Source organism: Burkholderia sp. Bp8963, from assembly GCF_003854275.1.
Lineage (GTDB): Bacteria > Pseudomonadota > Gammaproteobacteria > Burkholderiales > Burkholderiaceae > Burkholderia.
On sequence record NZ_QTQP01000017.1, the window covers coordinates 1 to 11,429 of the forward strand.

Genomic DNA, 11,429 nt, shown 5'->3' on the forward strand with positions numbered 1-11,429 from the left:
CAGGGCTTCAGGTAGCAGCAGCATTTGCTGCGGCTCATAGGGGAGGTAATTCGCGCTCATCTGCTCATAACGCGCCACCTCCCTTGCCCGATGACCAGGAATTGACTTCTGCCGCCCAGACTCCTAGGCCATGCAGGCTAGCCGGCGACGCGTTTGCAGGTTCGCCGGTGTCAGATCCCGAACAGCGTCAGCGACACGGCGGCGCGCGTCACGATCATCAGCAGCACCTGCACGATCACGAACAGCAGGATTGGCGACAGGTCGAGGCCGCCGAGATTCGGGATCACGCGGCGCAGCGGGTTAAGGAACGGCGCGGTGAGCTGGTACAGGATCGGCATCGCCGGCGAGCGCGGGTTCAGCCACGACAGCAGCGCCATCAGGATCGTCATCCAGATCACGAGGTTCAGCGCCCACTTGACGACGGTCAGCAGCGCGACGACGACGATCGTCGCGGCCAGCGCGGTCGGATCGACGCCCGCCATCACGATCATCAGGACGACGTACACGAGCGAGGTCAGCAGTGCGGCGACGATGCACGCCCAGTCGATCCCGCGCACGCCCGCGATCACGCGGCGCAGCGGCAGCACGATCCAGTTGGTCGCCTGCAGCACGGCCTGCGTGACGGGGTTGTACGGCGGCACGCGCACGGCCTGCATCCAGACGCGCAGGAGCAGCGCGGCGCCGAACAGCGTGAAGACGGTATTGAGCAGAAAACGGGCGATCTCGCCGAACATCGTTGGCATCCTTTTTTATACAGTCGGGTAGCGTGCGGCCGCCAACGCCGGATGGCGGCGCATCGGCCGACACCTTATCACGCCTCGTCGTGCGAGGGGGAGGCACCCGCTGTCGCACGGGCGAGCGCCGCCTCGACTGCGTCGGCGAGCGCCGGCAGCGATTCGGGCGGCGTCGCGCGCTGCGCCGCGAGCGCGACCGCCCGCCGGGTCATCAGCGCGTACAGCGTTGCGTGATCGCCGCCGCGCGCTTCGAGCAGCGCGAGCTGGCGTTCGACGATGCCCGTGTCGCCGCGCGACACGGGGCCCGACAGCGCGTTCGCGAGCCCCTTGTCGCGCGCCGTCTCGATCGTGCCGGCCAGCATCGGCAGCAGCGCGCGCAGCGCGGCGGCTTCGTCGAAGCCGAGCGAGCGCCACAGGTTCACCGCTTCGGCGAGCCCGCACAGCGCGAAGCTCGCAGCATAGTGCGCGGCCGCGTGGTAGAGCATCCGGCCGCCCGCGGGGATCGACAGCGGGTGGCAACCGAGCGCGGCCGTGAGGCGCGCGAGCGCCGCGTGCAACGCGCCATCGGCCTCGAGCGTCACCGAGCAGCCGTCGATGCGGGCGAGATCGGCGTCGTCGCCGCCGAACAGGTACAGCGGATGGAAACCGCCGGTCGCGGCGCCCTGGCGCCTCGCCGGATCGAGCAGGTCGATGTCCGACGCGCCGCTGCAATGCACGAGCGCCTGCTGCGCGGCGCGCGACGCGTCGAACCGCAGCGCGGCGGCGGTGGCGGCGAGGTGGCCGTCGGGGACGGTCAGGAAGATCAGATCCGCTGCATCGACCACGTCTTGCGGCGTCGCGACAGCACGGCAGCCGTCGATGCGCGCGGCGAGGGCGGCAGCCGACGCCGGCGTGCGGCTCGCGATCGCGACGACGGGGAAGCCTGCCTGCGCGAAACGCTGCGCGACGCAGCGCGCGAGGCGGCCGGCGCCGATGAAGCCGAGACGAGGGGTGTCGGGAACGGACATGACGGTGGGCAAGGTGAAATCCGGGAGACCGTCAGTATCGCAGGAATGGCGGAGCGGTCACGGCAAGGTCGGGCCAAGCGATCCGACCCCACGGGGTCGTCCGGTTGCCGGTGGACCCCGGACCGTCGGCTTCCTGTCTCAAATTTGTAATCGTTGATTACGAGCGACCGCACACGGCGTTTCCGCGAATCGGTAAGACTGACCGCGCGAGTATGCGGCAGCCGTCAGGTCGGACGGATTCACGCGACCCGCGACGCCTTCCTGCGAGCGGCCGCGCCGCGCGGCACGTGGCCCGCACGGGCGAGCGATTGCAATTTGCAACAAATGCTCGACACGTGTATTCCGGGTTTTCGCTACATTGCTTGCATGCGACGTGCATGCCTGCCGTTGCCGACAGGAGCGCACAAAATACCGCTCCAGCAGGAGAATCGAAGTGAAAAAGCTCGTTCCGTTCATCGCCGCCGCCGCGCTGGGCCTGGGTGCCGCAAGCGCTGCGCAGGCTCACGTGTCGATCGGGGTCGGCATTGGTATCCCGGTCGCACCGGCGTACCCGGTCTATGCGGCTCCGCCACCCGTTTATTACGCACCGCCTCCGCCCGTCGTGTATGCGCCGCCGCCCGTCTACTATCCGCCGCCCGCCGTGGTCGTGGGCGGTTATGGCGGGTATGGCTATTACGGCCGCCCGTACTGGCATCATCATGGCTACTACGGCCGCGGCTACTGGCGTCGCTGATTGATTCCCGCGCGGCTTGACCGCGCGTGGCGAACGGCGCAGCGTCCCTACGGGAGCTGCGCCGTTTTTTGTTGGCGCGGCTCGTCAGCGGTCGGCGAAGCTGGGACAATGCCATTCCGTTCCTCGTCCCCGCGCAACCGAATCCGATGCCCGTCCTGCCCGCTCCGACCTTCGACGATGTGATCGACGCTGCCGCCCGTCTCGACGGCGCCGCACATCGCACGCCTGTCCTGACATCCCGCACCGCCGATGCACGCACCGGCGCGTCGCTGTTCTTCAAGTGCGAGAACTTTCAGCGGATGGGGGCCTTCAAGTTCCGCGGCGCGTACAACGCGATCGCCCATTTCGACGCCGAGCAGCGCAACGCCGGCGTGATCACGTATTCGTCGGGCAACCACGCGCAGGCGATCGCGCTCGCGGCGAAGCTCGCGGGCATCCGCGCGACGATCGTGATGCCGCTCGACGCGCCGGCCGCAAAGCTCGAAGCGACCCGTGGCTATGGCGGCGAGGTGATCACCTACGATCGTTATACGGAAAACCGCGAGGAGATCGGCGCGCGGCTCGCGCAGGAGCGCGGGATGACGCTGATTCCGCCGTACGACCATCCGCATGTGATTGCCGGGCAGGGCACGGCCGTGAAGGAACTGATCGAGGAAACCGGGCCGCTCGACCTGCTCGTCGTGTGCCTCGGCGGCGGCGGGCTGCTCGCGGGCAGCGCGCTGTCGGCCGCCGCGCTGTCGCCGGGCTGCCGGATCGTCGGCGTCGAGCCGGAAGCCGGCAACGACGGCCAGCAGTCGCTCGCGCGCGGCGAGGTCGTGCACATCGCGGCGCCGCGCACGATCGCGGACGGCGCCGCGTCGACGCATCTCGGTGCGTACAACTTCCCGATCATTCAGCGGCTCGTCGAGCAGATCGTCACGGTCAGCGACGCGCAGCTCGTCGACACGATGCGTTTCTTCGCAGAACGGATGAAGATGGTCGTCGAACCGACCGGCTGTCTCGCCGCCGCCGCGGTGCTCGACGGCGTGCTGCCGGTCGAAGGCAAGCGGGTCGGCGTGCTGGTGAGCGGCGGCAACGTCGATCTCGCGCGCTACGCGGCGTTCCTGGCCGGTTGAGTGCAGCGGGCGGTCAGGGCGGAGCGCGCAGGAACCCGGCCTGGCGCGCGCCCGTTCAGACCGCGTGCACTCACAGGCCGAGTTCGCGCCACAGCTGATCGACGCGCGTCTTCACGGCCGCGTCCATCTCGATCGGGCGGCCCCATTCGCGCGACGTCTCGCCCGGCCACTTGTTGGTCGCGTCGAGCCCCATCTTCGAGCCGAGACCGGCGACGGGCGACGCGAAGTCGAGGTAGTCGATCGGCGTGCTGTCGACCATCACGGTGTCGCGCACCGGATCGACGCGCGTCGTGATCGCCCAGATCACTTCCTTCCAGTCGCGGATATTCACGTCCTCGTCGACGACGACGATGAACTTCGTGTACATGAACTGCCGCAGGAAGCTCCACACGCCGAACATCACGCGCTTCGCGTGGCCCGCGTAGCTCTTCTTCATCTGGACGATGGCCATCCGGTAGCTGCAGCCCTCGGGCGGCAGGTAGAAGTCGGTGATCTCGGTGAACTGCTTCTGCAGCAGCGGCACGAACACCTCGTTCAGCGCGACGCCGAGCACCGCGGGTTCGTCGGGCGGTTTGCCCGTATACGTCGAGTGGTAGATCGCGTCGCGGCGCATCGTGATCCGCTCGACCGTGAACACCGGGAACCACTCCTGCTCGTTGTAGTAGCCGGTGTGGTCGCCATACGGCCCTTCGAGCGCATGCTCGTACGCGGCGGACGGCGTGTTCGCCGGGCGCGGCGGCGCGCCGGCGGGGGCGGGCGCCGGTGCGCCCTCCTGCGGGTAGATGAAGCCTTCGAGCACGATCTCCGCGCGCGCCGGCACCTGCAGCGTGTCGACGCCGGGCGTCAGGCACTTCGCGAGCTCGGTGCGGCTGCCGCGCAACAGGCCCGCGAACTGGTATTCGGACAGCGTATCGGGCACCGGCGTCACCGCGCCGAGCGTGGTCGCCGGATCGGCGCCGAGCACGACGGCGACCGGATACGGCTTGCCCGGGTTGCGCAGCGCGAACTCGCGGAAGTCGAGCGCGCCGCCGCGATGCGCGAGCCAGCGCATGATCAGCTTGTTGCGTCCGATCAGCTGCTGGCGGTAGATGCCGAGGTTCTGGCGCGGCTTGTTCGGCCCGCGCGTGACCGTCAGGCCCCACGTGACGAGCGGCCCGGCATCGCCGGGCCAGCAGGTCTGGATCGGCAGCTTGTGCAGGTCGACGTCGTTGCCTTCCCAGACGATTTCCTGGCACGGCGGCGACGACACCGATTTCGGCGCCATGTCCCACACGGCCTTCGCGAGCGACAGCAGCTTGCCGGCGTCTTTCAGGCTCTTCGGCGGATCGGGTTCCTTCAGCGCGGACAGCAGGCGCCCGAGATCGCGCAGCGAGCCGAGCGCGGCGTCGTCGCCCGCGTCGACACCCATGCCGAGCGCGACGCGCCGCGGCGTGCCGAACAGGTTGCCGAGCACCGGGAATCCGTAGGCGGGCGGTGCGTCGAACAGCAGCGCGGGGCCGCCGGCGCGCAGCACCCGGTCGCACAGCTCGGTCATTTCGAGCACGGGCGACACGGGCTGCGTGACGCGCCGCAGCTCGCCGAGCGCCTCGAGGCGCTGGATGAAATCGCGTAAGTCTTTGTATTTCATGAACAAGGTCCGGGCCGCCCGCATGGCGGGACGGCGATGGGCGGGCGCAGCGGCCGGCTGCGGCCCCGAATTGACCGCCGATTTTACCCGGCCCGGCGCTCCGCTGCCCGCTTGTGAAAAAAGTTGACGACGCGCAAACCCGCCACGGCTGGGGCCTCGCGGTTCTGAAGGGTCTCTGAATATTACTTTTTGTTATGATTTTGAGGTTTTATAGTGTTGACGATCTATAAAACCCTGTTAGAATCCGCTGACATTGGTTGCAGGGTAGAAGGCTTCGAGCCGCCAATCACCGATCCTTTGACGCAGCGCGTCACCGTCGGCCGGAACCTGCACGGCTCATCGACGGTTCTTGTCGTAGTCACAGCCAGCGCCTCCAGACGCTGGTTTTTTGCGTGAGTGCCACCGCGTATGCCCGCCTTCATATGGATATGAAGGCGCTGGCCTTGTCTAGCCGTGGCCTCGAACGGTACTTATACCGTTTCTCCGATGCCTGCCGTCTCGACCAAGACGTGCGGCGTCGTGATTCCGCGGCGCGCATTCTGTCTCGCCATCGAGCTGAGCGAGCCGCACGAATCATGTTCATGGGAGATCTGAATGAACGCTTGGTTATCGTGGCGTCCCAATGAGCGGCACACGCACGTGTTCCGTGCCGTGCTGCGTCGTGGGACGCGTGTCAGTCACCATTTATTCAGCGTCGTAGGCTGTCTCGCTGTTGCGATCGGGCTTGCCCTGTGGCTGCTGCCGACCGCACGCGGCACGCTCGCCGCGAAGCTGATGCCGGTCGTGTCCGCGGCCGTGCAGGCCGGTCCGGCCCGCTTGCTGACCGGTCATCCGCTGCCGAATTTCGCGCCCGCCGGCGTGCAGCCGCAGCAGGACGACGGTCCGGAGACCGACGCGCTCGCGGTCGGTCTCGACGTCGCGTCGGATGCCGCGGTGCAGAACGACGTCGACGAAGGCCGCAACGGCCAGTCGCCCGTCACGCTCGCGAAGCTGATCCCGGCGCAGCGCCTGCCCGCCGACGCGCGCGACGACCGTACGCTCGCGTCGAACCGCCAGCAAGCGCTCGTTGCGACCTATCTGTCGCGCCGCTACCGCGTCGCGCAGGAGCCGGTCGGCCAGCTTGTCAAGGCTGCGTTCCAGACCGGTCACGACGTCGGCCTCGATCCGCTGCTGCTGCTGTCCGTGATGGCGATCGAATCGGGCTTCAACCCGTACGCCGAGAGCGGCGTCGGTGCACAAGGCCTGATGCAGGTGATGTCGAAGGTCCATTCCGACAAGTTCGAGTATTTCGGCGGCACCGACACCGCGCTGCATCCGCTCGCGAACATCCAGGTCGGCGCGCTCGTGCTGAAGGACTGCATCGCGCGCGGCGGCTCGCTCGCCACCGGCCTGCGCATGTACAACGGCTCGACGAACCCGGACGACAATACGTACGGCGCGAAGGTGATGGCCGAGCGCGGACGCCTGCGCGACGTCGCACACGGCCGCAGCGTGCCGGTCAATGCACCGCAGGCGCCGAAGATGGTCACGGCCGCGGCGACTGCGGCCGCGGCGGGCGGTGCGAAGCGCGTTCACGTGTCGCTCGAGGCTGCGCAGCCGCTGTCCGCAAAGACGGCCGCGCCGAAGGCGCCGCAGCAGGACGACGCGAGCGTCGACACTGCAAAGCAGCCGCATGGCGATCATTCGGAGCTGGGCGCGTAACGTTTGAATGCGCGTGCGAATGCGCGTGTGAATTCACGCGAATTCGCTTCGGAGAAAATGAAAAAGCACCCGCGAGGGTGCTTTTTTGTTGCCTGGACGCGGCGCGCGGGGGCGCTGAAGTCGACGCGCGGTGTCCGGGGCGGCCCGCGCGCGCCGAAGTCGTTGTGCCGTCGGCCGGCCGAGTGGCCGGTCGGTCAGCGTTGCCCGAACAGCGTCGCGAGCCGCTCGACGGCTTCTTCGAGCCGCGAGTAGGCGGTTGCATAAGACAGCCGGATATAGTCGCGCGGCGCATGCACGCCGAAATCCATCCCCGGCACGAGCACGACGCCGGCGTCGTGCAGCATCGCCTGCGTGAGCGCCGCGCTGTCGCCGGCTGCCGGATGCGCGACGTCGCCGCAGTGCGCGTACACGTAAAACGCGCCGTCGGGCATCACGGGCACCGTGAAGCCGAGCCGTTCGAGCGCCGGCGCGATGAAATCGCGGCGCCGCTTGAATTCGACGCGGCGCGCTTCGTAGATGGCGAGCGCTTCCGGCTCGAAGCACGCGAGCGCCGCGTGCTGTGCGAGCGCCGACGGGCAGATGAACAGGTTCTGCGCGAGCTTCTCGAACGTGCCGACGAGCGCCGGCGGGACGACCAGCCAGCCGAGCCGCCAGCCGGTCATGCTGAAGTACTTCGAGAAGCTGTTGACGGTGACGACATCGTCGCCGAACGACAGCGCCGACACGGGCGGCGCGTCGTAGCTGAGCCCCTGGTAGATCTCGTCGACGATCGTGAAGCCGCCGCGCGCACGCACGGCCTCGACGATCCGCTTCATCTCTTCGGGTTCGAGCGACGTGCCGGTCGGGTTCGATGGCGACGCGAGCAGCACGCCACGCGTCTTGTCGCCCCACAGCCGGCGCACGTCGTCCGCGGTGAGCTGGAAACGCGCGGCCGGGCCACTCGGCACGAGCACCGCGCGGCCTTCGGCCGCCGCGACGAAGTGCCGGTTGCACGGATACGACGGGTCGGGCATCAGCACCTCGTCGTCACGCCCGACGAGCGCGAGGCACGCGAGCAGCAGCGCAGCGGACGCGCCCGCGGTCACGACGATCCGTTCCGGGCTGATCGTGAGCCCGTACGCGCGTGCATAGTGCGCGGCGATCGCGTCGCGCAGCGGCGCGATGCCGAGCGCACTCGTGTACTGCGTGACGCCGCGGCGCAGCGCGGCCGCGGCCGCCTCGACGACCGGTTCCGGTGCGGTGAAGTCCGGCTCGCCGATGCCCATGTGGATGATGTCGCGGCCGGCGGCTTCGAGCCGCTGCGCCTCCTTCATCAGTTCCATCACGTAAAACGGCTGGATCGCGTCGACGCGCGCTGCGAGCGTGACGAGCGAATCGGCGGTGGTATTCATCGGTCGGTCGGAAGAGGGGAGCGTCATACGAAAAGCGGAGACGCGAAAACACGGGCGCATGCGCGCCCGCGAAGGATCAGCCGTTGCGGCGCGCCTGCGTTTCGGCGGGGCGCAGTTGCGCGGCGAGCTTGTCGAGCACGCCGTTCACGTACTTGTAGCCGTCGGAGCCGCCAAACGTCTTGGTCAGCTCGACTGCTTCGTTGATGATCACGCGGTACGGCGTCTCGAGGTGGTGCGTGAGCTCGAACGTCGCGATCAGCAGCACCGCCCGTTCGATCGGGGAGAGCTGGTCGATCGGACGGTCGAGGCAGGGCGTGAGCGCTTCCGCGAGCGTTGCGTGCTCGCGGATCACGCCGTGCAGGATCGCGTCGAGGAGGTCCTTGTCAGCCTTGTCGTAACCCAGCGCGCCGCGCAGTTGCGCGTCGATCTCGCCTGAAGACGCGTTCGACAGCAGCCACTGATACAGGCCTTGCGTCGCCAGTTCGCGCGATTGTCGGCGGGCGCTCTTCTTCATGCGCGCTCCTCTTCGTCGTCTTCGTCTTCTTCTTCGTCTTCCTCGTCGCCGAGCTGGTCGAGCGCCATCGTCAGGTTGGCCATCTCGACCGCGACGCGCGCCGCGTCACGACCCTTTTCGGTCATGCGCGCGACGGCCTGTTCGTCGGTGTCGGTCGTCAGCACCGCGTTCGCGATCGGCAGGTTGAAGTCGAGGCCGATGCGGGTGATGCCCGCGCCGCTCTCGTTCGACACGAGTTCGAAGTGGTAGGTCTCGCCGCGGATCACCGCGCCGAGCGCGATCAGCGCGTCGAACTGGCCGCTTTCTGCGAGCTTCTGCAGCGCGAGCGGGATTTCCAGCGCGCCCGGCACCGACACGAGCAGCACGTCTTCGCCGGAGACGCCGAGGCGCTCCAGCTCTTCAACACATGCGTCCGCGAGGCCGTTGCACACGGGCTCGTTGAAGCGGGATTGCACGATGCCGATACGCAGGCCGTCGCCCTCGAGATTCGGTTGGTATTGTCCGATTTCCATGATCTTGGTCCGTGGTGTGGATAAGCGGTTATAAGGCGAAAGCGCCGTAATGGGTTACGCGTGCGGCGTCGAGCCGCAGGCCTTGGCTTCGGCGCCGGGCATCGGGATGAAGCCCGTGACTTCGAGGCCGTAGCCGGACATGCTGCCCAGCTTGCGCGGATTCGACAGCACCTGCATCTTGCTGACGCCGACGTCGCGCAGGATCTGCGCGCCGATGCCAAACGTCTTGAAATCGACCGGCCGGCGCTTCAGCACCGCAGCCTTCTCTTCCTCGTCGAACGCCTTGAAGACGTCGACCAGGTGATCCTTCGTGTCGCCGCAGTTGAGCAGCACGATCACGCCGTGGTCGCGCTGCGCGATCTCGCGCATCGCCGCGTCGAGCGTCCACGAGTGCGTCGACACGCCGGTTTCGAGCAGGTCGAGCACCGACAGCGGCTCGTGCACGCGCACCGGCGTATCGACGTCCGGCGACGGCGTGCCGCGCACCAGCGCGATGTGCGGCGAGCCGGTCGGCTGGTCACGGTACAGCACCGCGCGGAACGCGCCGTGCGCGGTCTGCATCGTGCGCTCGGCGACGCGCTCGATGATCGACTCGGTGCGGCTGCGGTAGTGGATCAGGTCGGCGATCGTGCCGATCTTCAGGCCGTGTTCCCTGGCGAACTCGATCAGGTCGGGCAGGCGGGCCATCGTCCCGTCGTCCTTGATGATCTCGCAGATCACCGCGGCGGGCGTGAGGCCCGCGAGCGCGGTGAAGTCGCAGCCGGCCTCGGTGTGGCCCGCGCGCACGAGCACGCCGCCCGGCTGCGCCATGATCGGGAACACGTGGCCCGGCTGCACGATCTGCTCGGGCCGCACGTCGTGCGCGACCGCCGTGGCGATCGTGTGTGCGCGGTCGGCGGCGGAAATCCCGGTCGTCACGCCTTCGGCGGCTTCGATGCTGACCGTGAACGCGGTACCGTATTGCGTGCCGTTGCGGTACGTCATCAGCGGCAGGTGTAGCTGCTTGCAGCGTTCCTGCGTCAACGTCAGACAAATCAGGCCGCGGCCGTACTTCGCCATGAAGTTGATCGCTTCCGGCGTGACGAATTCGGCGGCGATCACCAGATCGCCTTCGTTTTCGCGGTCTTCTTCGTCAACCAGGATCACCATCCGGCCGGCTTTCAGCTCGGCAATGATCTCGGGCGTGGAGGCGAGCGTCATAAAGGGGGAGGGGCGAGAAATAGGAAAGTGCGTATTTTACGCCAGCCGGGCCGGGTTTCGGCTCGCGCGGGCGGCAGCCGCTGTACCGCGCGCCGCAAACGCCGGTGCAACCGGCCCCGGGGCCGTTCCGGCCGGCAGCGCAGGCGGAGCGTTCGCGCCGTCGTACGGTGCGCCGGCCCGCGTGGTTCATCGTCCGATGTTCACTGTCGTCACGGGCGCCCGAGGAAATCGAGCTTGCCGAGTTCGACGCCGTTGTGACGCAGGATGTCGTACGCGGTCGTCACGTGGAAGAAGAAGTTCGGCAGCACAAAATCCAGCAGGTACGACTGGCCCGTGAATTCGAGCGGGCCGACGCGCATCTTCAGCACGATCTGGCGCGCTTCCGAGCCGTCGATCTGCGCGGCGTCGAAGCCGTTCAGGTAGTCGATGGTCTTCTGCAGGCGTGCGTGCAGCTCGTCGAACGTCTGCTCGACGTCCGCGTAGCTCGGGATCTCGACCCCCGCGAGCCGCGCGGCGCAGCCCTTGGCGGTGTCGGTCGCAATGTAGACCTGGCGCGCGAGCGGCAGCATGTCCGGGTACAGGCGGGCCCCGATCAGCACCGACGGGTCGATCTGCCTCGCGGCCGCATGCGCCTGCGCCTTGCCAAGAATGTGCTGCAGGTTGGTCAGGCCGCGGATCAGGACAGGCACCGAGGCCTGATACATCGAAATGGACATGGACGGTTCCTCGAAGGGGACGATCATGCGCGCGCCGGCACGCGACGTGCCTCGGCGCGTGATGCACGCATCATGCAATGAGGCGGCGGAATTGCCGCTGCAGCATCATAGCGCGGCGGCATCGCGCGTGCGTGTCGCCGGCCGAACGGACAAGGCCAGCATTTGCGCCTGGCCGGACG

Annotated in this window: 11 protein-coding genes; 3 read left to right on the forward strand and 8 right to left on the reverse strand. The window is 67.9% G+C overall.

Annotation, left to right across the window (positions count from 1 at the left end):
* Positions 1–170: 170 nt before the first annotated feature.
* Positions 171–734, reverse strand: coding sequence for a YggT family protein (locus tag DID96_RS16210; protein ID WP_124600307.1), 564 nt, complete (start codon positions 732–734; stop codon positions 171–173).
* Positions 735–811: 77 nt separating this feature from the next.
* On the reverse strand, positions 812–1,741 hold the full coding sequence (locus tag DID96_RS16215) for a Rossmann-like and DUF2520 domain-containing protein (RefSeq protein ID WP_124600429.1): 930 nt from the start codon (positions 1,739–1,741) through the stop codon (positions 812–814).
* A gap of 433 nt (positions 1,742–2,174) precedes the next feature.
* On the opposite strand from DID96_RS16215, the gene DID96_RS16220 reads away from it, so the two are divergent.
* Both DID96_RS16220 and DID96_RS16225 read left to right on the forward strand, forming a co-directional pair.
* Positions 2,175–2,474 (forward strand): hypothetical protein, encoded by a 300-nt coding sequence (locus DID96_RS16220; protein WP_124600308.1) that lies wholly within the window; start codon positions 2,175–2,177, stop codon positions 2,472–2,474.
* 146 nt (positions 2,475–2,620) lie between these two features.
* The gene (locus tag DID96_RS16225) at positions 2,621–3,589 is read left to right on the forward strand and encodes a threo-3-hydroxy-L-aspartate ammonia-lyase (protein WP_124600309.1); all 969 of its coding nucleotides are present in this window, start codon (positions 2,621–2,623) and stop codon (positions 3,587–3,589) included.
* 70 nt (positions 3,590–3,659) lie between these two features.
* Here the strand turns inward: DID96_RS16225 and DID96_RS16230 are convergent, their stop codons facing one another.
* Positions 3,660–5,216, reverse strand: coding sequence for a UbiD family decarboxylase (locus DID96_RS16230; protein ID WP_124600310.1), 1,557 nt, complete (start codon positions 5,214–5,216; stop codon positions 3,660–3,662).
* A 594-nt stretch (positions 5,217–5,810) separates the two neighbouring features.
* On the opposite strand from DID96_RS16230, the gene DID96_RS16235 reads away from it, so the two are divergent.
* Positions 5,811–6,917, forward strand: a complete 1,107-nt coding sequence (locus DID96_RS16235) for a transglycosylase SLT domain-containing protein (protein WP_124600311.1) — start codon at positions 5,811–5,813, stop codon at positions 6,915–6,917.
* Between the two features lie 194 nt (positions 6,918–7,111).
* On the opposite strand, the gene DID96_RS16240 is transcribed toward DID96_RS16235, so the two are convergent.
* The 5 genes from DID96_RS16240 to DID96_RS16260 form a co-directional block, all read right to left on the reverse strand.
* Positions 7,112–8,308 (reverse strand): pyridoxal phosphate-dependent aminotransferase, encoded by a 1,197-nt coding sequence (locus tag DID96_RS16240; RefSeq protein ID WP_124600312.1) that lies wholly within the window; start codon positions 8,306–8,308, stop codon positions 7,112–7,114.
* 76 nt (positions 8,309–8,384) lie between these two features.
* Positions 8,385–8,822, reverse strand: a complete 438-nt coding sequence (gene nusB / locus DID96_RS16245; protein ID WP_124600313.1) for a transcription antitermination factor NusB — start codon at positions 8,820–8,822, stop codon at positions 8,385–8,387.
* Positions 8,819–9,334 (reverse strand): 6,7-dimethyl-8-ribityllumazine synthase, encoded by a 516-nt coding sequence (gene ribH / locus DID96_RS16250; RefSeq protein ID WP_010091647.1) that lies wholly within the window; start codon positions 9,332–9,334, stop codon positions 8,819–8,821. The genes nusB and ribH overlap by 4 nt, the downstream gene beginning before the upstream one ends.
* Before the next feature lie 54 nt (positions 9,335–9,388).
* On the reverse strand, positions 9,389–10,534 hold the full coding sequence (gene ribBA / locus DID96_RS16255) for a bifunctional 3,4-dihydroxy-2-butanone-4-phosphate synthase/GTP cyclohydrolase II (protein WP_124600314.1): 1,146 nt from the start codon (positions 10,532–10,534) through the stop codon (positions 9,389–9,391).
* 209 nt (positions 10,535–10,743) lie between these two features.
* Positions 10,744–11,250, reverse strand: coding sequence for a DUF1993 family protein (locus DID96_RS16260; protein WP_124600315.1), 507 nt, complete (start codon positions 11,248–11,250; stop codon positions 10,744–10,746).
* Between the last annotated feature and the right edge of the window lie 179 nt (positions 11,251–11,429).

Excerpts from the sequence above, each read along its gene's own strand:
- DID96_RS16210 (WP_124600307.1), bottom strand. The coding sequence starts at position 734 with ATGTTCGGCGAGATCGCCCGTTTTCTGCTCAATACCGTCTTCACGCTG.
- DID96_RS16215 (WP_124600429.1), bottom strand. The coding sequence starts at position 1,741 with ATGTCCGTTCCCGACACCCCTCGTCTCGGCTTCATCGGCGCCGGCCGC.
- DID96_RS16225 (WP_124600309.1), top strand. The coding sequence starts at position 2,621 with ATGCCCGTCCTGCCCGCTCCGACCTTCGACGATGTGATCGACGCTGCC.
- DID96_RS16230 (WP_124600310.1), bottom strand. The coding sequence starts at position 5,216 with ATGAAATACAAAGACTTACGCGATTTCATCCAGCGCCTCGAGGCGCTC.
- DID96_RS16235 (WP_124600311.1), top strand. The coding sequence starts at position 5,811 with ATGAACGCTTGGTTATCGTGGCGTCCCAATGAGCGGCACACGCACGTG.
- DID96_RS16240 (WP_124600312.1), bottom strand. The coding sequence starts at position 8,308 with ATGAATACCACCGCCGATTCGCTCGTCACGCTCGCAGCGCGCGTCGAC.
- nusB (WP_124600313.1), bottom strand. The coding sequence starts at position 8,822 with ATGAAGAAGAGCGCCCGCCGACAATCGCGCGAACTGGCGACGCAAGGC.
- ribH (WP_010091647.1), bottom strand. The coding sequence starts at position 9,334 with ATGGAAATCGGACAATACCAACCGAATCTCGAGGGCGACGGCCTGCGT.
- ribBA (WP_124600314.1), bottom strand. The coding sequence starts at position 10,534 with ATGACGCTCGCCTCCACGCCCGAGATCATTGCCGAGCTGAAAGCCGGC.
- DID96_RS16260 (WP_124600315.1), bottom strand. The coding sequence starts at position 11,250 with ATGTCCATTTCGATGTATCAGGCCTCGGTGCCTGTCCTGATCCGCGGC.